Source organism: Aureibaculum flavum (assembly GCF_016406085.1).
Taxonomy (GTDB): Bacteria; Bacteroidota; Bacteroidia; order Flavobacteriales; family Flavobacteriaceae; genus Aureibaculum; species Aureibaculum flavum.
The window spans coordinates 247,908-270,245 of sequence record NZ_JAEHFJ010000005.1 but is presented as its reverse complement, the minus strand read 5'-3'; the positions used below and the strand labels follow the sequence as shown (position 1 = coordinate 270,245).

At 34.4% G+C, this 22,338-nt stretch carries 17 protein-coding genes; 12 read left to right on the top strand and 5 right to left on the bottom strand.

Annotated elements, in window-relative coordinates; translation table 11 throughout:
- The first annotated feature begins 7 nt into the window (after positions 1-7).
- The 3 genes from JBL43_RS12055 to JBL43_RS12045 all read left to right on the top strand — a co-directional run bounded on the left by JBL43_RS12055 (position 8) and on the right by JBL43_RS12045 (position 5,921).
- The gene (locus JBL43_RS12055) at positions 8-1,879 is read left to right on the top strand and encodes a RagB/SusD family nutrient uptake outer membrane protein (RefSeq protein WP_198841685.1); all 1,872 of its coding nucleotides are present in this window, start codon (positions 8-10) and stop codon (positions 1,877-1,879) included.
- A 17-nt stretch (positions 1,880-1,896) separates the two neighbouring features.
- Positions 1,897-3,246 carry a SusE domain-containing protein gene (locus JBL43_RS12050; protein ID WP_198841684.1) on the top strand — a complete coding sequence of 450 codons (1,350 nt, stop codon included), beginning with the start codon at positions 1,897-1,899 and terminating at the stop codon, positions 3,244-3,246.
- A 149-nt stretch (positions 3,247-3,395) separates the two neighbouring features.
- Positions 3,396-5,921 (top strand): alpha-amylase family glycosyl hydrolase, encoded by a 2,526-nt coding sequence (locus JBL43_RS12045; RefSeq protein WP_198841683.1) that lies wholly within the window; start codon positions 3,396-3,398, stop codon positions 5,919-5,921.
- Between the two features lie 105 nt (positions 5,922-6,026).
- On the opposite strand, the gene JBL43_RS12040 is transcribed toward JBL43_RS12045, so the two are convergent.
- From JBL43_RS12040 to JBL43_RS12020, 5 genes are all read right to left on the bottom strand, one after another.
- Positions 6,027-7,466: a Gfo/Idh/MocA family protein gene (locus JBL43_RS12040; protein ID WP_198841682.1), complete on the bottom strand. Its 1,440-nt coding sequence runs from the start codon at positions 7,464-7,466 to the stop codon at positions 6,027-6,029.
- Between the two features lie 10 nt (positions 7,467-7,476).
- Positions 7,477-8,397, bottom strand: coding sequence for a hydroxypyruvate isomerase family protein (locus JBL43_RS12035; protein ID WP_198841681.1), 921 nt, complete (start codon positions 8,395-8,397; stop codon positions 7,477-7,479).
- Between the two features lie 63 nt (positions 8,398-8,460).
- A complete protein-coding gene (locus JBL43_RS12030) occupies positions 8,461-9,288 on the bottom strand; it encodes a 3-keto-disaccharide hydrolase (protein WP_198841680.1) in 828 nt (275 codons plus the stop codon).
- An 11-nt stretch (positions 9,289-9,299) separates the two neighbouring features.
- On the bottom strand, positions 9,300-9,884 hold the full coding sequence (locus JBL43_RS12025) for a gluconate 2-dehydrogenase subunit 3 family protein (RefSeq protein WP_198841679.1): 585 nt from the start codon (positions 9,882-9,884) through the stop codon (positions 9,300-9,302).
- Positions 9,885-9,887: 3 nt separating this feature from the next.
- Positions 9,888-11,582, bottom strand: coding sequence for a GMC oxidoreductase (locus JBL43_RS12020; RefSeq protein WP_198841678.1), 1,695 nt, complete (start codon positions 11,580-11,582; stop codon positions 9,888-9,890).
- A 168-nt stretch (positions 11,583-11,750) separates the two neighbouring features.
- Here JBL43_RS12020 and JBL43_RS12015 point away from each other — a divergent pair, with 168 nt between their 5' ends.
- The 9 genes from JBL43_RS12015 to JBL43_RS11975 all read left to right on the top strand — a co-directional run bounded on the left by JBL43_RS12015 (position 11,751) and on the right by JBL43_RS11975 (position 22,260).
- A complete protein-coding gene (locus JBL43_RS12015) occupies positions 11,751-12,719 on the top strand; it encodes a sugar phosphate isomerase/epimerase family protein (protein WP_198841677.1) in 969 nt (322 codons plus the stop codon).
- Positions 12,720-12,734: 15 nt separating this feature from the next.
- Positions 12,735-13,961: an MFS transporter gene (locus tag JBL43_RS12010; protein ID WP_198841676.1), complete on the top strand. Its 1,227-nt coding sequence runs from the start codon at positions 12,735-12,737 to the stop codon at positions 13,959-13,961.
- Between the two features lie 30 nt (positions 13,962-13,991).
- Positions 13,992-15,131 carry a Gfo/Idh/MocA family protein gene (locus JBL43_RS12005; protein ID WP_198841675.1) on the top strand — a complete coding sequence of 380 codons (1,140 nt, stop codon included), beginning with the start codon at positions 13,992-13,994 and terminating at the stop codon, positions 15,129-15,131.
- 13 nt (positions 15,132-15,144) lie between these two features.
- A complete protein-coding gene (locus tag JBL43_RS12000) occupies positions 15,145-16,200 on the top strand; it encodes a sugar phosphate isomerase/epimerase family protein (protein ID WP_198841674.1) in 1,056 nt (351 codons plus the stop codon).
- A gap of 22 nt (positions 16,201-16,222) precedes the next feature.
- Positions 16,223-16,960, top strand: coding sequence for a 3-keto-disaccharide hydrolase (locus tag JBL43_RS11995; protein WP_198841673.1), 738 nt, complete (start codon positions 16,223-16,225; stop codon positions 16,958-16,960).
- Positions 16,960-17,772: a 3-keto-disaccharide hydrolase gene (locus JBL43_RS11990; RefSeq protein WP_198841672.1), complete on the top strand. Its 813-nt coding sequence runs from the start codon at positions 16,960-16,962 to the stop codon at positions 17,770-17,772. Before JBL43_RS11995 ends, JBL43_RS11990 begins: the two co-directional genes overlap by 1 nt.
- A 20-nt stretch (positions 17,773-17,792) precedes the next feature.
- Positions 17,793-18,245 carry a D-aminoacyl-tRNA deacylase gene (gene dtd / locus JBL43_RS11985; protein ID WP_198841671.1) on the top strand — a complete coding sequence of 151 codons (453 nt, stop codon included), beginning with the start codon at positions 17,793-17,795 and terminating at the stop codon, positions 18,243-18,245.
- A 78-nt stretch (positions 18,246-18,323) separates the two neighbouring features.
- Positions 18,324-20,240: a DUF3858 domain-containing protein gene (locus tag JBL43_RS11980; protein WP_198841670.1), complete on the top strand. Its 1,917-nt coding sequence runs from the start codon at positions 18,324-18,326 to the stop codon at positions 20,238-20,240.
- A gap of 25 nt (positions 20,241-20,265) precedes the next feature.
- Positions 20,266-22,260 carry a DUF3858 domain-containing protein gene (locus JBL43_RS11975; RefSeq protein ID WP_198841669.1) on the top strand — a complete coding sequence of 665 codons (1,995 nt, stop codon included), beginning with the start codon at positions 20,266-20,268 and terminating at the stop codon, positions 22,258-22,260.
- Positions 22,261-22,338: the final 78 nt, after the last annotated feature.

Genomic DNA, 22,338 nt, shown 5'->3' with positions numbered 1-22,338 from the left:
GATAAAGATGAAAAAACATATTTTTAAAATAACCATTTTAAGTGTAGTGTTAGGTTTATTTACCTTGACATCATGTTTAAATGATTTAGACACATTACCTAATGATGATGATATCGCATTAGCTGACGAAGTATTTAACGATCCTTCTGCTTACAAGCAAGTATTGGCAAAACTATATGCTGGTTTGGCAATAAGTGGACAAGAAGGCCCTGCGGGCTTACCTGACATTTCAGGTATCGATGAAGGTTTTAGTCAATACTTAAGACAATATTGGTTGGCACAAGAAGTAACTACTGACGAAGCAGTTATCGGTTGGGCGGATGGAAGTTTACCTGATTATCATGAACAAGATTGGAATTCAGGTAACGAATTTATTAGAGCATTGTACAATAGAATTTTTTATCAAATAACCTCTTGTAATGCTTTTTTAAGACAAACTACACCTGACCTTTTAAGTGGCAGAGGCGTTGAAGGATCTTTATTAACAGAAGTAAACACCTATCGAGCTGAAGCTCGTTTTTTAAGAGCTTTGAGTTACTATCATGCACTAGACTTTTTTGGTAATGTACCCTTTGTGGATGAGAGTGATCCTGTTGGATATTTTACGCCAGAACAAATGAGCAGAGTTGATTTATTTAACTTCGTAGAAAGTGAATTATTAGACATTGAGAGTTCTTTAACTGCTCCAATGGCTAATGAATATGCACGAGTAGATCAGGCTGGTGCCTGGACCTTGTTAGCCAAATTATACTTGAATGCTGAAGTATATACGGGTCAAGTTAAGTACAACGAAGCAGTAACATATGCTAATAAAGTAATTAATGCAGGTTACAGTTTGGAGCCTAATTATGAAAATTTATTCTTAGCAGATAATCATACTGCAAGTGGGGTAATTTTCCCAATCGCTTTTGATGGTTTACATACGCAGTCGTATGGAGGAACAACTTTTTTAATTCATGCTGCAATTGGCGGTTCTATGGCTCCTGCAGATTTTGGAGTTAACAGTGGTTGGGGTGGTAATCGTACTACAAGTGCTTTGGTAAATTTATTTAATTACACTTTCAACAGTACTGCTGCAAATAATGCTATTGGTGCCCCTTCTAATTGGGGTATTGTAGGTGATGCTACTGTGAACGCTTGGAACGGTCCTGACATGACACTTTATCAAACAGGTACCTCAGATGTATATCAAGCTTATTATCAATTACAAAGTGGAGAATTAAAATTCAGACCAGATAATTCTTGGGGTAGTGATTTTGGTGATAGTAACGGTAACAATATAAGTGTAAGTGCTGGTCTTTACAGAATTACAGTCAATACAGCTGATAAAACATATACTCTAGAGCCATTAACGGATGCTAGAGCAATGTTCCATACAGATGGTCAAAATTTAGAAATTGCTGACATTCCAACATTTACAGAAGGTTATGGAATTACTAAATTTAAAAATGTAGATAGAGATGGCAATGCTGGTTCTGACGCGAGTGGTAATTTTACCGATACTGACTTTCCATTATTCCGTTTAGCAGATGTTTACCTAATGTATGCAGAAGCTGTGTTAAGAGGTGGTTCAGGTGGAGATGAAGCTACAGCAATGGGGTATGTAAATGAACTAAGAACAAGAGCAAATAGTCCTGTTCAAGTGAGTTCAATCGACTTAGATCTTATCCTTGACGAAAGAGCAAGAGAATTATATTGGGAAGGACATCGCAGAACAGACTTAATTCGATACGGTAAATTTTCTGATGGAAGTTATACTTGGCCTTGGAAAGGTGGTGTATCAGACGGAGCTAGTACTTCAAGTCATTTAGATTTGTTTCCAATACCATCTACGGATATGAATGCTAATCCAAATCTGCAACAAAATACAGGTTACTAATTAAAAAAATTAAACAGATGAAAAATATATTTTATAAATTATTGATCTTAGTTGTAGCTCCACTTCTCGCAGTGAGTTGCGATGACAAGGATGCTTTTGCTGAGTTAAATTCAAGTGCGAGTGTTACTGCAAACTTGTCAAATTCTAGTGTTGTGTTAGAGGCTACTAATCCAGATGCAGAAGCCTTAACTATTACTTGGACACAACCTGATTTTGGTTATAGTGCAGCCCCTTCTTACAGCATATATATGGATAACGTAGGAGATAATTTCAGTAAACCTGAAAAAGTTTCTGCGGGTAAAGCATTGCAAAAAACGTTAACTGTATCTCAGTTAAACGCAATCTTATTAAAATTAGAATTAGAGCAAGGAACACCAGCAGATGTTGAAGTAAAAGTAGTTGCTGAATTAGGTGATTATAACGGTGTAGAATCTAGTCCTGTAGTTTTAAATGCTTCTGTATATCAAGATAAATTAGATTTATCTACTACTTGGGGACTAGTTGGCTCTGCAACGGTTAATGGTTGGAACGGTCCAGATGTACCATTCTATACAACAAGTACAGCAGATGTATATGTTGCTTATACAACCCTAACTGATGGAGATATTAAATTCCGTCAAAATAATAGTTGGGAATCTCCGAATGTAAATTATGGTGACGACAATGCTGATGGTAGCTTAGAAGAAGGTGGAGCAGATATTGCTGTTACCGCAGGAACGTATAAAATCACGTTGAATTTAAGTGCTTTGACCTATTCGCTTGAAGAATATTCATTAGGGATTACCGGATCGGCAACTCCTATAGGTTGGCCTGCTGACCCACAAATTATTCCTGATGCTCAATTTACATATGATTCTTATTCTGATTCATGGAAGGTAATCATTGCTCTATCTGATGGTGATATTAAATTCCGAACAAATGATAGTTGGGATACTAATTATGGTGATACAGGTGCCGATGGCACGTTAGAATCAGCAGGCGATAACATAACAGTTACTGCGGGTAATTATATAGTTACCGTTGATCTTAATAATTTAGAATATGAATTGGAAGCAATTGATCATATTTGGGGCATTACCGGATCTGGTTCACCTACAGGTTGGCCTGCAGATCCTCAAACAATACCAGATGTGAAATTTACACGAGATTTTAGCACTGACGATGACATATGGGTGATTAATAGCATTGACCTTACTGCTGGTGAAATTAAATTCCGTGCTGATGACAGTTGGGATGTTAACTATGGTGATAACGATGCAGATGGAACATTAGAATCAGGTGGTGACAACATTGCGGTTGACGCTGGTACCTATAAGATTACTTTAGACCTAAGTGATGCTAGTAGTCCTAAATACATATTGGAATAATAAACACAAATTAGTTTTTATTATCTAGTTCATGAAAGGCTGTTTGTGTTTGCATAAACAGCCTTTTTTGCATTAACTTGTCATTCTGAGCGATATGTAATAAAACGCAGTAGCTTATAATTATAAACTAAAACAGAAAACATAACTTTATGAAAAAAATACTACTCTTACTATTACTATTTGCGAGTAACTACACTTTTGCTCAGGTGCAAAATGTAACCTATACCATAACCCCTTCTCCATTTGAAGAAACGGATGAAATAACCATTACAGTTACCGATGTGAATCCATCTACGTGGGGCGTAACTGATATTTACTTGTGGGCATGGTCAACTGCAAGTGGTAGTCAAACCGACTCGCCTACAAATGGTACTTGGACGAGCTCTAATGAAGCTCAAAAAATGACCAAGAGTGGCGATAGTTATTCCATTACGTTCACTCCAAGCACTTTTTACGGTAGAACCGGAATAACAAGTATTGGATTTCTAGTTAAAGCTAAAGATGGTAAAGATGATAAAAAATCGCAAGATAATGTAGTAAATGTAGGAACAATCACGGTACCTACGGTAACAGAAGCTCCAGTACCTGCAGGAATGTTAGATGGCTTTAATCTTGATGCATCTGATAATACAAAAGCCACTTTAGTATTGTATGCCCCAGGTAAACAATTTGTAAATCTTATTGGATCAATGAACAATTGGACACGTGATGACACTAATTATCTACTAAAAAAAGACAGTTCAAAAGATCGCTTCTGGATAGAACTTACCGGCTTAACTCCTCAAACTAATATTTTGTACCAATACTTAGTTGATGGATTGATACGAATTGCAGATCCATATTCTACTACCATTTTAGATGAAAGTAATGACCAATACATCAACAGTACAACCTATCCCAACCTTCCAGCGTATCCAGCAGGGTTAACCACACATGCGGTTACATTATTAAGAACTGGAGATAGTCAATATGCCTGGCAAAACACAAATTTTCAAGCTCCACCAAAAACCGATTTGGTGATTTACGAATTACTCATAAGAGATTTTGATGCCTTACATAGCTTTGATGCTGTAAAAGCAAGATTGGATTATCTCCAAGATTTAGGAATTAACGCAATTGAATTAATGCCGGTAAATGAATTTGATGGTAATGAAAGTTGGGGATACAACCCATCATTCCATATGGCATTAGACAAATATTATGGATCTCCAACTGCTTTTAAACAGCTTATTGACGAATGTCATAATCGTGGTATCGCAGTAGTATTAGACGTTGTATATAATCATGCTTCAGGTCAAAACCCTTTTTATAGAATGTGGAATACCGATAATGGCGGTTATGGTGGACAAGCATCTACAGATAGTCCATTTTTTAATCAAGAAGCAACACATGCTTATAGTGTATTTAATGACTTTAACCATAGTAAACAAGCCACAAAAGATTATGTAAAACGCACCACTCAATATTGGATTGATGAATATAAAATTGATGGTTTTAGATGGGATTTGACCAAAGGTTTTACGCAGAATTGTACTTCAAGTGATGAAGGATGTACGGGGAGCTATCAAGCAGATCGTGTTGCTGTTCTAAAAACCTATGCAGATTATCAGTGGGAAATAGACACTGATTTCTATGTAATTTTTGAACATTTAGGAGGAAACACTGAGGAGACTGAATGGGTAAATTATCGTTTAGATGAAGGCAAAGGCATAATGCTTTGGAGTAATCTTAATGGAAATTATAGTGAAGCAACAATGGGTTATAACGCTGATGGAAAATCAGATATTTCGTGGATTGACTATCGCGAAAGAGGCTGGACAGTACCTGCCAATGTTACCTATATGGAAAGCCATGATGAAGAACGTGTAATGTATAAAAACTTAGAATTTGGTAATTCAAGCGGTAGTTATAGCACAAAAACCTTAGCCACAGCCTTAGATCGTATGGAATTGGCAGGTGCCTTTTATTTTACTATTCCAGGTCCAAAAATGATTTGGCAATTTGGCGAATTAGGTTATGACATTGGCATTGATGAAGGAGGAAGAACAGGGAACAAACCTATTTTATGGAACTATTATAATGAACCCGATAGAAAAGACGTTTATGATACTTGGTCCAAATTAATAAAACTTAAAAAAGAAGTGCCCATTTTTAAAACAAATAATTTTGATTTAGATGTTGCCAATTCAAATGGGCTGAAAAAAATACATTTAACGGATGATGCTTCAAACCCCGATATAAAACACATTACTATTATTGGAAACTTTGGTTTAACTACACAAATTATAAGTCCTGAATTTCAACAAACCGGAACTTGGTATGACCTTTTAAATGATAATCAATCAATAACTGTAGTTAGTGGTAGTGCTCCTCTTAGTTTACAACCTGGTGAATTTAAAGTATATGGTACAAGTGCCGTCACTTTAGGTGTTGATAATGTCTCTATAAATGATTTGGTAAGTATTTACCCAAACCCAATAACAGATACATTTAAAATTAACACCGCAACTAATAAAGTAGCTATTTTTGATATTTCAGGTCGAATGGTAAAATCATTTAATGGAAATTTTGAACAAAATAAAAGTTTTGACATTTCTGATTTAAGACCTGCTATTTATTTCGTAAAACTACAATCTGAATTAGGTTTTGCAACAAAAAAACTGATAAAGCAATAATCTAAAAGACCCCACGGGTTTTATCCCGAAACGTCGGGGCCCGTGAGGTCTTTTTATTTTATAATTTTATTCTTTCGAATCTAAGGTCTAAATTCTTAACACTATTTAAAGGTTCCACCCTTCTCTATAGTTTCTTTTTACATATTTATTGGCTGCCTCAAAGTTAGTCACTCTCATATTTTCAGCATCCCACAACAAACGTTTTCTACCATTATATTTTGAGCCTCCCCAGAAACTACCTTTGTCTGCCTTAGGATCTACTTCAAAATAAGCTTTTAAAGCTAAGTTACCGATAAGGATACTTTCTGTAAATGGACCTGCGTAGTCAAAAGAAGAACTGGTCTCTGCATTTCCATATCCTGCAATACATGCATTAACCCACTGTAAATAATGACCTTCTGGAACTCTTGCAATGGTCTGTTCAACTTCAAATTGCTCATTTAATGACAAAGGAAGTAATCTTGGATTAGCACCATAACAATCTGCCAATAGTTTTCCTTTAGAACCAATGAAAAGCACACCGCCATCCCAGTTTCCTAAGGCCTCATCATCCCCAAGTTCATCAGGTCTTTCGGGTAGTAAACCACCATCCATCCATGAAACTTTTATAGCACCCTTACCATCCGTTCTCGGATAACTTAAGTGTATTTTACTTGAATTTGGAAAACTTTTTGGGTAATCAGCAGTTTCAAATTTACCTTTAAACGAATCAGACACGCTACATTCCACTTTATTAGGATAAAGTATTGGTAAAATTCTGTAAACAGGATCCATTATATGACACGCCATATCACCAAGTGCACCCGTTCCAAAATCAGACCATCCTCGCCAATCAAAAGGTAGGTAAGCATCATTATAATCACGCATTTCTGCGGTACCCAACCAAAGATCCCAATTTAATCCTTTTGGTATTTTGTGTTTTTTAGTTGGTGTTTGCAAGGCTTGTGGCCAAATAGCTCTGTTGGTCCAGCACTTAACCGTATGCACATCACCTATGATTCCTGTGTCATATATTTCTTTCATTTTTCGAACTCCATCACCTGAGCCTCCCTGGTTCCCCATTTGGGTAACTACTTTATATTTTTTTGCAGCTTCTGTAAGCATTCTAGCTTCCCAAATATCATGTGTAAGCGGTTTTTGAACATAAACATGCTTACCCATTTGCATGGCCATATACGCGGCAACGGCATGGTTGTGGTCTGGAGTAGAAACAGAAACAGCATCAATATTCTTACCTTCTTTCTCTAGCATTTCCCTAAAATCGTTGTAATAACTAGCCTTAGGAAAAGATTCTCGTGATTTAACCGCCTGCCTATCATCTACATCGCAAAGAGAAACAATATTAACAAAGGGACTTTTAGCAAAAGAAGTAATATCACTTGTTCCCTTTCCACCTACACCAATACCAGCAATATTTAATTTGTCGCTTGGAGGAATAAAGCCATTACCCCCCATTACATGTCTCGGAATAATGCTAATTCCAGTAGCTATTACCGCTGATTTTTTAATAAATGATCGTCTGGTTGATTTACTTTTTTTACTCATTCTTATGTATTTAAAATTTTGAAACTTCTTTATAGGCATTAATTACTGCAGATTCACCCTCTTTATTTTTCCTTGAATTTCCGTGCTCCATTCCTAATATTCCCTTATAATTCTTCGAATGAATAAATTTAAAAATATTTTTATAATTAATTTCACCAGTAGTTGGCTCTTTCCTACCTGGGTTATCACCTATTTGGAAATAGGCAATTTCATCCCACGATTGTTCAATATTTGGAATTAGATTACCTTCTTGAATCTGTTGATGATATATATCGAATAATATTTTACAAGATGGAGAATCTACGGCTTTACAAATTTGATATGCTTGGGGCGATTCAGATAAAAACAAACCAGGATGATCTCTAAAATTCAATGGCTCTAAAACCATTGTTATATTATGGGGTTCTAAAATAGCCGAAGCTTGCTTTAAAGCCTCTATGACATGTTCTGTCTGAAAGTCCATATTTTGACGTAAATCTACATGACCTGGCACCACCGTCATCCATTTCGCATTTACTCTTTTTGCAACTTCAACAGAGGTTGTAATTTCAGCTAAAAACTCAGCTCTTTTTTCTTTATTTCCCGACGCTAAATTCGGTTCTTTCCAATAGATTTTATGTGCTACAAACACCCCCATTTCAAGATCTCGCTTTTGCATTATTTTGGCCATAGCCTCTTGTTCAACTACAGTTCGATTTCGCATTTCATTATCTTCAAAGGCAGAAAAACCCTGATCAGCAATAAAATTTAGTTGTTCACTAATAGCTGTACCTGCTAAATTTTCAAACATTCCTTCGTGTGGAGCAAATTTTAAGGGAAAGCTTTCCTTTTTAATACCCTTATTATTACTATTCAAAGGAAATAAAGAAGTACTCGCCAATGCAAAAGAACTTGCTAGTGCTGTTTTTTTAAGGAAGTTTCTACGTTGCATGGTTTTATTTAATTGATTTTAGAATCTGTATTTCTTCACCTATCTAAAAGCATCATTTGTACTTTACTTTAACTCCATCAATTCAATCTTTCGAAATTCTACGGGATGACTTTCACTTTGTAAAGAAAAATAACCACCTTTCACAGATTCTCCAATTCTCTCTTTATATTCACTGCTGTAATCATCCATATCAGCCCCACCAATTTGCGGCTTTGAATATCTCATCACTTCTTTATCATTAATTTTATGAATAATTAAAGAATCATTATGAACCTCAACTTCCAAAGCAACCCATTGTTCGCCGTAATACGTCGAAGAATTTGAATCGTTACAATGTGCAGTAACCAATTCTCCATCCATAACCACATTGGTACCTGGTGTACAAAGGTTCGCAGTTGACCTTGGGTCTGTTGAATTTATACCACCCAACATTTGTACTTCAATACAAAGTGGAAATTTTTGATCTTTATTCATCTTTTTCGGATCTTCACAATGTATCATAACACCACTGTTTCTCTCAGCCCAACCCGGACCATCTTCTAATTGAGTTCCCGTAAAACGATATTCCATCCTTAACCTGTAATTTGAAAAAGGTGTTTTATAAAAGAGGTGTCCAAATGTTTCTTTAAATCCATCTTCATACTCATCGTATGATACTTTGATTACTTCATCTTCAACTCTGAATGTATTGTGAATATTTTCACCTAAAGCATAGCCTCTAATTTTCGGAGTCCACCCCTCCAAATCTTTACCATTAAATAAAGAGATCCAATTTTCAGTTATTTTTGAAACTAACGGGTTTGCTGTTTTTTCATTCTCCGTTTTTGTTTTACAGCTAAAAAACACAAAGATCAATAAGCATATATATATTAGGTTTATTTTTTTATACATTCATTTCTGTTTTATAAGGACCACGCTTTACCTTTGGTTTCTTCTATTGATATACATCCTTTTTGAACGCCAGGAACAGGGTCATAAGCCAATACATTTTCTCCAATTTCTTCACTTGTCCTATAGGCCCAAACAGCTCTACCACGAATTCCCTTTAAAGCATCAAAAGCTATTTTTTCTTTATCCGTAAATCCACTTTGTTGATCTGAAGAACTTCGTAAATATTTTGACAACATATTTTCAAAGTCTGATGGCTTTAAAATCGTAGGATTTTTATCCAAAACACCCAGTTCGTCTAGTAGTGCATCCATCTTATTTTTATAGTCTTCTTTACCTTCTACTGTTGCTGTTTTTGAAACGTATACATCAATAAATTCAGGTACATTTACATCTAGTGCTCCTGGTGAGGTGTCTGTTGTCGGTAAAATAAGATCAACTAAATTTCGTAAAACATAGCCTTGGTTTACTGATAAAAAAACAGGTTTCCATAAATCTACTTCTGTTTTACACCCCTGAAGCATACTTACTATTGCTGGTGTAGCAACCACATAGCCTAATGATAAGCCTAAGCCTTTAATAGCATCTCTTCTATTCATTATTTAAGCTTTTTTCGATTTGAATTGTTTTACGGCATGTTGAGCCGCTCTCGCTGTTATTGCCATATAAGTTAACGATGGATTTTGGCAGCCCGCAGATGTCATACATGCACCATCTGTAACATAAACATTGGGAACTGTATGTATTTGATTATTAGCATTAAGAACAGATGTTTTTGGGTCTCTTCCCATTCTAGCCGTACCCATTTCGTGAATTCCTATTCCGGGAGCATGTCTTGAATCAAACGTACTGACATTTTTAAAACCAGCTTTCTCGAGCATCTCTGCGGCCTGCTGTTTCATATCTTCACGCATTTTTAATTCATTCTCTTTCCATTCCGCATCAAAAGTAATTGTTGGTAACCCCCAATCGTCTAATTTTTCATAATCTAACGTCATTTTATTATCATGATAGGGCAAACACTCTCCAAATCCACCTAAGCCCATGGTCCATTCTCCAGGTTTTAACATCGCTTCCTTATATTCTGCACCATAACCCAATTCCGCTACATGTTCTGCAATTCCATACCTACCACCACCACCTTGGTAACCATATCCTCTTAAAAAATCTTTTCTTTCTGTATTTTTATCTCCTAAATTTCTAAATCTCGGAATGTAAATTCCATTGGGTCTTCTTCCTTTATAATATTTATCTTCATAACCCGCTACAGTTGCACGAGCTCCTACCCCTAGATGATGATCCATAATATTATGACCTAACTCACCCGAATCATTACCCAATCCATTTGGGAACCGTTCTGATTTCGACTGCATTAAGATTGATGCAGAAGCAATAGCCGAAGCACAACAAAAAATAATATCCGCTTTAAAAACATGTGTTTCTTTAGTGTCAGCATCAATAACTTTAACACCTATAGCCTTTTTCTTCTCGGCATCATATATAATTTCATGGACAATAGAATTCGGCCTTAGCGTCATATTACCCGTTATATCTGCGGCAGGTAACGTTGAGGCATTACTACTAAAGTAACCTCCATAAGGACAACCTCTAATACATCTGTTTCTAAATTGACAATTGGTCCTTCCATCGTGCGAATGATCGCCGGTAATATGAGCAACACGTCCAATAGTAAGAAGTCTATCTTTATAATTTCCTGCAATTTTTTCTTTAAACTCTTCCTCAACACAATTCAATTCCATGGGTGGACTAAAAATTCCATCTGGTAATTGTGAAAGTCCAAGATTCTCTCCACTTACTCCAATATAGCGTTCCACATAATCATACCATGAAGAAAGGTCACTATAGCGTATGGGCCAGTCAACACCATGCCCATCTTTACTATTTGCTGTAAAATCTAAATCACTTAATCGGTAACTCTGCCGTCCCCAAGTAATAGACCGTCCACCAACATGATATCCCCGCATCCAATCGAATCGTTTTGTTTCATTATAGGGGTGCTTCACATCATCGACAAACCAATGTTTACTTTCTGCTTTTGTAGTATATCCTGTTCTCCCTTGCTTTTCTTGTCTTTTTTTCTCTTCAGGCGTTGTACTTCCGCGTAACTCCATATCCCAAGGATCGTCATTCATAGTTGGATAATCTTCAACATGAGTAATCATTCTTCCTCGTTCCAATACTAATGTCTTTAACCCGCCTTCACATAATTCTTTAGCAGCCCATCCGCCACTAATTCCTGTTCCTATTACAATAGCATCATAATCTTCTTTTATCATATGGTCTTTTTGGGTTTTAAACTTTTAAAGGCATTTTACCTATCAAAAAAAGCTCAATTAAATTAGGTATTGAATAATTTTAAAGCCTAAATTTAATCAAATTATTAATATTCTAATGAAACTTTTGTAATTTTATCATTCAGAAAAAATCAAACCACCCAAACTATTATGATTAAAAATTTATTTTTCACATTGACCGCATTGTTCTTAGTAACAACAACAATTACTTCATGCAAAAAATCCACTCCAACCACAGAAAATCAAGAAGAAGAAACAGCTCCTGTAAAAGAGGCTGAACCCTTTTTTAAAATATCATTAGCACAATGGTCTTTAAATAAAGCTATTCGAAATGAAAAAACATTAGACCCAATGGATTTTGCTCAAAAAGCCAAAGAATTAGGTTTTGACGGTATTGAATATGTAACTCAATTATATAATGAGCAGCTAAAAACGATGAGTATGGAAGCTCTTCAAGATTCTTTAAAAGCAAAAAGCATCACCTATGGTGTTCAAAATGTTTTGATTATGGTTGATGGAGAAGGAAATTTAGCTTCATCAAATGAAAAAGAAAGAAACAAAGCTATTGAAAATCACAAAAAATGGGTTGATGCCGCTGCATTTTTAGGGTGTCATGCCATTCGTGTAAATTTAAGTGGAGCTACTGAAAAAGAAGCTTGGATAGAAGCTTCTGTTAAAGGCTTAGGTGATTTAGCCAAATATGGTGCAAGTAAAAACATAGAAGTAATTGTAGAAAACCATGGTGGTTTATCTTCAAATGCAGATTTATTAAGCGAGGTTATGACCAAAATTAATATGGATAATTGCGGTACACTACCTGATTTTGGTAATTTTTGTATAACAAGAGGAGAAAAAGGTGAGTGTATTGATTTGTTTGATTATTATAAAGGTACCGAAATATTAATGAAACATGCCAAAGCAGTAAGTGCAAAATCTTACGATTTTGATGCTAATGGAAATGAAACGACTTTAGACTATGAACGCTTGTTACAAATAGTTAAAGATGCTGGTTATACTGGGTATATTGGTGTTGAGTATGAAGGTGATCGTCTTAGCGAAGAAGAAGGTATACAAGCCACAAAAGATCTATTAATAAATTCAGCTAAAAAATTAAACTAACTAACCCACTTCATAATGAACGAAATAAATAAAAACAAAATATTTTTTGCTGCCTGTATGGCATTGATTGTAACCTCAATGACTTTTGCCATTCGTGCAGGTATTTTAACCCAACTTGGCGTAGATTTCGAAATCAGCAATAAGGAACTTGGCTGGATCAATAGTATGGCTTTTCTTGGGTTTCCATTAGCTATGCTATTAGGCGGTCTATTGTATAATTCTTTAGGAGCAAAAAAACTGATGATTATTGCTTTCGTTTGTCATCTTTTAGGATTAGTTTTAACCATTTATGCGGGCGGTTTTTGGACATTAATTATATCTACTTTTTTTATTGGTTTTGCCAATGGGTCAGTGGAAGCAGCATGTAACCCTATGATTGCAGACATGTACACCGATAACAGAACCGGAATGCTAAACAAATTTCATGTTTGGTTTCCAGGAGGGCTTGTCATTGGAGCATTAGTATCTAAATTTATGACCGAATGTGGTTTAGGGTGGCAACTACAAATTGCAACCATGATTATACCAACTTTAATTTATGGATTCTTAGTATTTACTCAGAAGTTCCCAAAAAGTGAAAATATTGAATCGAATACCGGAGAAAATATTAAAGCCTTAATGAATCCGTTATTTCTTTTCATGTTAGTATGTATGACGCTTACAGCAACATCTGAATTTATTCCGCAACAATGGATTGAGACTATTTTAGGAAGCTCAGGAGCCAGTCCTATGTTAGTTCTAGCATTAGTTACTGGTATCATGGCATTAGGCAGGTTCTTTGCCGGCCCTATTGTACACAAGTTAAATCCAATTGGCGTTTTATTTATGTCAGCCATTATTACAGCCGTAGCCATTTATTTCATGAGTATTGCTGATGGAAATATGATCTATGTAGCGGCTGCATTATTTGCTCTCGGTGTTTGTTATTTCTGGCCAACCATGATTGGTTTTATAGCTGAATATACATCTAAAACAGGGGCATTAGGAATGTCTTTGGTTGGAGGTGCAGGAATGTTTGCAACTTCAATTTGGAATCCTATAATAGGTTCAAGGTTAGACACTGAAAAAGCTTCAGCATTAGCTTCTGGTTTAACAGGTGAAGTGGCTGATGTTGCCGCTGGACAAGCTGTACTAGGTTTTATGGTCTATTTTCCTTTGACCTTAGTCGTTTTATTCGGAATTTTATTTGCAATGCGAAAAAAAATAGAAAAGAATAGAATACATCCAGCAACAGAAATATAAAAAGTATAGATCAATTTAAATAAAAAAATAATGCCAAAAAAAATAAAACTAGGAATTTTAGGTGGTGGTGGCGATTCTTTAATCGGTGTATTACATCGTATTGCCTCACATATAAATGATAATTATGAAATCGTGGGAGCTGTTTTTAATCCCGACCTTAGTGAAAGCATAAAATTTGCCAAAGAAATAGACATTCCCACGAACAGGATTTATAATGATTTTGAAACTTTAGTTGAGGAAGAGTTAAAACTACCCAAAGAAGAAAGGATTCAGGTGTGCTCAATTTTAACGCCTAATTTTTTACACTTTCCAATGGCAAAAAAACTCTTGGAAAATGGTTTTCATGTGATCTGCGAAAAACCAATGACAACAACCTATGACGAAGCTAAAATTTTACAAAATTTATTAGATACATCTAATTTAGTTTTTGCGGTTACGCATACCTATACAGGCTACCCTATGACACGTCAAATGCGTGAAATGATAAAATCTGGTGCACTTGGAAAAATTCAAAAAGTAGATGCTCAGTATTACCAAGGTTGGATAAATCCAATTATTCACGATAAATCAAAACGAGGTTCCACATGGCGATTAGATCCTGAAAAATCTGGAATAAGTTGTTGTATGGGAGATATTGGTGTGCATGCTTTTAATATGATTGAATTTACAACAGGCTTGCAAATAAAATCAATTTTAGCCGACCTCAATTATTTATATGAAGATAATAAAATGGACATTGACGGTACTGTTTTAGTGAGATTTGAAGGGAATGCCAAAGGGGTAATTCGCTCGAGTCAAATAGCAACTGGAGAAGAAAATGGATTGACCATTGCCGTGTACGGAGACAAAGGAGCATTGAAATGGGAACAAGAAAATCCTAATTTTTTATATGCTATGAGTGATGATAAACCGGTACAAATATATAAACCTGGACATGCTTACAATTCTGAATTATCGTTAGATGGCACCAAATTACCACCGGGACATCCTGAAGGTATTTTTGACGCTATGGCTAACATTTATTTAGGTGTAGCCAGAGCTATTAGAGGTGAGAAATACAATTCAGGAGAATTTCCAACAATGAATGACGGTGTTCGTGGACTTAATTTTATAGAAAGTACTGTAAAATCTCATCAACAAGGAAATACTTGGGTAAATTTGAATAAATAATTAAAATTAAAAAATGAAAACAATAAAAGGACCTGCAGTATTTTTAGCACAATTTATGGGCGACAATGCTCCGTTTAATTCTTTAGATGGTTTATGTAAATGGGCAAGCGAATTAGGGTACAAAGGCATACAAATTCCAACTTGGGAAACTCGATTAATTGATATTGATAAAGCTGCAGAAAGTAAAACCTATTGTGATGAATTAAAAGGTAAAATCAATAGTTACGGTTTAGAAATTACTGAACTTTCTACACATTTACAAGGGCAATTGGTTGCTGTACACCCAGCCTATGATATTATGTTTGATGGTTTCGCACCAGACAAGGTAAAAAACAATCCGAAAGCAAGAACGGCTTGGGCGGTACAAACGGTTAAAAACGCAGCTATTGCGAGTAAACATTTGGGCTTGAATGCTCATGCTACTTTTTCAGGATCTTTACTATGGCATACAATGCATCCTTGGCCTCAAAGACCTCCAGGATTAGTAGAAATGGGATTTGAAGAATTAGCAAAACGATGGTTACCTATTTTAGATGTTTATGACGAAAATGGTGTAGATGTTTGCTATGAAATTCACCCTGGAGAAGATCTACATGACGGCGATACTTTTGAACGCTTTTTAAAAGCTACGGGCAATCACAAGCGTGTAAATATACTTTACGACCCTTCACATTTTGTACTACAGCAACTGGATTATTTAGCATATATAGATCATTATCATGAATTTATTAAATCTTTTCATGTAAAAGATTCTGAATTCAACCCGACTGGAAAAAAAGGTGCCTTTGGTGGCTACAATAACTGGGTAGACAGAGCTGGCAGATATCGTTCACTTGGAGATGGACAAATAGATTTTAAAACAATTTTCTCTAAACTTACGCAATACGGTTGTGACGTTTGGGCTGTAATGGAATGGGAGTGTTGTATTAAAAGCCCTGAACAGGGAGCTAAAGAAGGTGCTATCTTTATTAATAATCATATTATTGAGGCCACTGAAAAAGCCTTTGATGATTTTGCCGGAGCTGATATTGATAAAGACAAATTAAAAAGAATATTGGGTCTTTCATAACCCTAAAAACAGATAAAAAACAATGAAAAAATTAACAGTAATTCTACTTGCCGTTTTATCCTTTTCGGCTTGTAAAGATGATAAAAAAGAAACAACTTCGAACGAAGTACCTAAAGAGGAAACTATTAAAGATAGTGAAACTAAAAACGATTGGATAACGCTTTTTGATGGTAGCTCTTTAGATGAATGGCGAGGGTATTTAATGGACAGTGTGCCCTCTGGATGGTCGATACAAGACAATACTCTGGCTTTTACGCCAGGTAATGGTGAAGGTCAAGATATTATTACCAAAGAAAAATTTAAAAATTTTGAATTATCAATAGATTGGAAAATATCTGAAGGCGGTAATAGCGGAATTTTTTGGAGTGTTTTAGAAGATAAAAATGCGAAAATTTACGAATCTGCATTGGAAGTTCAAGTTTTAGATAATGAAAGACACCCTGATGCAAAGGCTGGCACAAGTCATCAAGCAGGTGCGTTATATGATTTAGTCTCACCAACTTCCAACGTAGTGCACCCGGCTGGAGAATGGAACACCGCCGTTATCAAGATAAATCATAATACCAATGAAGGTTCTTCTACACTAAATGGTACTCTAGTTGCTACTTTTCCATTGCAAGGAGAAAAATGGGATGAAATGATTGCCAATTCAAAATTTAAAAATTGGAAAAATTTCGGAAATACACAAAACGGTTTTATAGGATTACAAGATCATGGTAATAAAGTATGGTTCAGAAATATAAAAATTAAAAAATTATAATGTATAAAAATATAATTGCTCTTTTTGTTCTTTTTGCATTTTTCGGATGTAAAGAATCTACAAATAATGAAGACTCAAATGACACAAAGATTGACACGTTAAAACAAGTCGAAAATAAAGAAATAGAACCCACCAAACCTGAAGAAACGGAAATTTGGGAACCTAAACCTCCAAAAGTAAACCTCGGTGAAAATAAAGTTCCTTCTGATGCTATTGTTCTATTTAATGGTAAAAACATGGACGAATGGATTGTTGCTGAAGATTCTACCGATGCCAAATGGATACTAAATAAAGATGGAAGCATGACCGTCAACAGTGGTTCTGGTACTTTACAAACCAAACGCAATTTTGGAAGTATCCAGTTACATTTAGAATGGAAATCACCTTCTGAAATTTTAGGCGAAGGCCAATCTAGAGCCAACAGTGGTGTTTTCATTCAACAGCGTTATGAAGTACAAATATTAGACAATAATGATAACGACACTTATGTTAACGGGCAAGTAGGAGCCATTTACAAACAATCTATTCCGGCGGTAAACGCTGCCGTTCCCACCGGAGAATGGAATAGTTACGACATTATTTTTCATGCACCAGAATTTGATACTGATGGTGAAAAAATAAAATCTGGAACAATGACTGTTTTACATAATGGCGTTTTAATTCAAGATCATTTTGAAATTCTTGGTGCCGTGGCCTATATAGGTTGGCCAACTAATGAACCTCATGGAAAGGCTCCCCTACAATTACAAGATCATAATGATGGTAGCAAACCAAGTTTTAGAAACATATGGGTAAGAGAGTTGAAAAATTAAAATATAAATTTTAATAAAAAGTGAAAGCTGTAATTCAAAGAGTAAGTCATGCTTCTGTAAGTGTTGATAATAAAATAATTTCTTCTATTAATAATGGACTATTGGTCTTATTAGGCATCACTGAAAATGACACCAAAGATGACATTGATTGGTTGTCCAAAAAAGTATTGAATCTTAGAATTTTCAATGACGAAAATGATGTCATGAACAAATCGCTACTTGCAATAGATGGAGAACTTATTATAGTCAGCCAATTTACGCTCTTAGCAAGTACAAAAAAGGGAAATAGACCTTCTTATATTAAAGCCGCTAAACCTGATATTGCAATACCTTTATACAACCAATTCATTTCTGTGACAGAAAAAGAGCTTGGCAAAAAAGTAGGGACCGGTATTTTTGGTGCAGACATGAAAATAAACTTATTGAATGACGGTCCTGTAACTATTGTAATAGACTCTGAAAATAAAATATAAAATATTATAAAAATTGTAACGTTTTAGGTATAAGTTTGATATATTTGTGTATCAACGACCCACGCTAAACACTACTTTATGTATTTTAAACAGTTACTTCTTCTTGTAACCCTATTTTCCTTTCAATTTATTTATTCACAAGATTTTGATGTAAGTATTTTAACTATTCCAGATAGTTTAAAACAAAATGCTAATTCTGTTATACGCAATTCAAGTACTAAAATAGTATTAGAATCGTCAAAAAAAATGACTGTCACTCGCAGTAAAACAATTACTGTCCTAAATAAACTTGGAAATCATAATTCTGAAATCGTAATTCATTACGACTCCTCTAATAACATAAAAAATGTAAGAGCTTATGTATACAATGCAATAGGTGTTGAAATTAAAGACATAAAAAAAAGGGATTTCATAGATAGAAGTGCCGCTGATGGCATTTCATTATTTAATGATGGTAGACTTATTTATTACGACTATGTTCCAACTACATATCCATATACAATTTCTTATGAATATGAAATAGAATCTTCAAATACAGCTTTTATACCAAGGTGGTTTCCATATACGTCCTATAATCAAGGTGTTGTTAAAAGTAGTTATGAAATCACATATCCTAATGATATAAAAATTCAAAAGGCAGAGAAAAATTTTGAAAATTTTAATATCATTAAATCAGAGAAACCAACAACTATTAAATACGAAGTCAATAACTCACCAGCTATAAAATATGAAGAGTTGTGTCCTTCCTCTTTAGAAGTAATGCCTTGGCTTATTGTTGCCAGCAATAGATTTCGATTAGAAAATGTAGACGGATCTGCTAACAATTGGCAAGAGTTTGGTAAATGGATGTATGATAATTTAATTGTGAGTAGAACTTCTTTACCAGAGAGTACAAAAATTAAAGTAAAGCAAATGGTTTCTGGCATTGATGACCCTATTGAAAAAGCCAAAATTATATATAACTATGTACAAGAAAAAACTCGGTATATAAGTGTACAAGTGGGTATTGGCGGATGGATGCCTATGTTAGCTACAGATGTAGACAAGTTAGGATATGGAGATTGTAAAGCACTTACTAACTATACAAAGTCATTATTAGACGAAGCCGGAGTTACCTCATACTACGCTCCTGTTTACGCCGGTGGAGATAAAAAAAGCATGGAACAAGATGTAGTCTCTGTACAAGGTAATCACGCATTTTTATATGTTGAAGGAAATAATAAAGATATTTGGCTCGAGTGTACAAGTCAAACAGTTCCATTTGGTTATCAAGGAACGTTTACTGATGATAGAGATGTATTATTAATTACACCAGAAGGAGGAAAAATAAAACATACTGGCATTTACAAAACCGACGACAACTTCCAAAAAACAAATGCAAACTATAGTATTAATAATGAAGGTAACATTGAAGCAGATGTCACCATAAACTCTGGTGGTATTCAATATAGCAATCATTACGGCTTAGAAAAACAGCCAAAAAGAGATATTGAAAAATATTACAAGTCTAACTATTGGTCATATATTAATAATATGACCGTTAATAAATATGACTTCTCAAACCATAAGGATAGTGTAATTTTTAATGAAAACATTGAGCTCTCCGCCTCAAAATATGCATCTTTTAGTGATGACCGCATGTTGTTTACTATAAATGCTTTTAATCGAGCATTAGAGGTACCTAAACGTTATCGAAATAGAAAACTCCCTTTTGAAATATCACGCGGTTTTATTGATACGGACGAATTTAAAATAACATTACCTGAAAATTACGCTATTGAAGCTATGCCTAATAATTTAAAAATTGAAAATAAATTTGGGAGTTACGAACTGATCATTGAAAAAATTGATAAGAATAAGATAAAATATAGTCGTGTATTTAAGCTTAACGATGGTCAATATACCGCAACTGACTATAAAAAATATAGAGACTTTAGAAAAACGATTGCAAAACAAGATAAAACCAAAGTTGTACTCATAAAAACAACTCCATAAAGTTTCAATAAATTAAAATACAATTATGAAAAATATTATTATCACATTACTTGCAATACTATTAAGTTTTCCCATTATAGCACAAGACACTAAATTCGGAAAAGCAACAAAAGAAGAATTAACTGAAAAATTTCACCCTTTAGATTCTTCTGCTAATGCAGCAATATTGTTTAAAAAAAGAAGATCGCATATTGAGTATACTCAAGGTGAAGGGTTTTACTTAATTACAGACATTCATGAGCGTATAAAAATATATAATAAGGACGGATATGATTGGGCAACCAAAAGTATTTCTTTATACCAAGGTGGTGATGATGAAAAAGTTTCTATTAAAGCCAATACTTTTAACCTAGTAAATGGAAAAATAGAAAAAACGAAACTTAACAAAAAAGATATTTTTGTTGAAAAAGTAAATGAATATTGGAAGCGTTCAAAATTTACAATGCCTAATATAACAGAGGGTTGCGTTGTAGAATGGGACTATACAATTAACTCCCCTTATTATTCACGTATAGATGATATGGAACTACAGTCTTTTATACCTATTAAATATATAGAATCAAAAGTAGAAACACCTGAGTATTTTGTCTTTAAAAATGTAATGAAAGGTTATCACCCTGTTGATTTAGTACGCGATACTAAACGTTCTTCAATTACTTTTACCAACAAAGAACGGATTGGTAACGGAACGGCATCGTTCAGCCAAAGTAAAGTAGACTACCAAACGAATATAATTGAATGTACATTAAAAAATGTACCTGCATTAAAAGATGAACCTTATGTTAATAATATTAATAATTATATTACAGCATTAAAATTTGAATTAACAAGTACTCAATTTCCCAATTCACAGATGAAATTCTATAACACGACTTGGGAAGATGTTACTAAAACCATTTATGAAAGCAGCAATTTTGGTGGACAGCTTGATAAAAAATCATATTTCAAAGATGATTTAGCAGCATTAATTAATCTAACTGCTCCTGAAAGTGAAAAAATTACTAAAATTTTTGAATTTGTGAAATCAAAAATTAAATGGAATGAATTCACTTCGAAATATACCAATGATGGGGTAAGAAAAGCGTATAAAGATGGTGTGGGTAATGTTGCAGAAATTAATTTAACTTTAGTCGCCATGTTGCGAGAAGCTAATTTAAAAGCGAACCCTGTATTAATAAGTACTCGCGATCATGGCATCCCTTTTTTTCCAACTAAAGAAGGATTTAATTATGTAATTGCAGGAGTTGAAACGACCTCCGGTATTGTTCTATTAGATGCTACTGAAAAATACAGCACACCTAATGTTTTACCACTTAGAGATTTAAATTGGAATGGTCGTATTGTTAGAGAAAATGGAACCTCAAGTGAGGTTAGTCTATTTCCAAATGATGTAGCAAAAGAGATGGTTTTTATAATGGCCCAAATAGATGATGAAGGTATTTTATCGGGTACTGAGAGATCTAGTTACAATAAGTTATTGGCCTTAAATGTTAGAGCTAGTCAGAATAACAAAAATGAAAATGATTTAATAGCAAAGCTTGAAAAAGATAATGATAATATTGAAATTGGTGAATTTAAAGCCAACAATAAAGATGATATTTACAAGCCAATCTCTTATCAATTTGATTTTGAAAGTGATAGCCAAGTTGAAATTGTTGGTGACAAAATATATTTTTCACCACTGCTATTTCATACAGAAAAAGAAAATCCGTTTAAATTAGATGACAGGAAATTCCCTATTGATTTTGGCACCCCTTTTCAAGAAAAATATAATGTCACACTAACATTACCCGCAGAATATAAAATAGAATCATTACCTGAAACCATAGCCTACGCTACACCTGAAGGTTCAGGGTCATATTCATTTATGTGTAAAGTAACCGGTAATATACTTCAAGTATCATCTATTTTAAATATGAAAACTTCAATTATAGCATCTCAAAATTATGCAGCTATAAAAGAGTTTTACAAACAAATGATTAGTAAACAATTAGAGAAGGTTGTACTTTCAAAAATTTAACAACCGCAATCACTTTTACAGCCTTTATTTTTTTTTGATTTAAAAAAGTACTTTTTTATCAAAAAAGATATGGCTAAA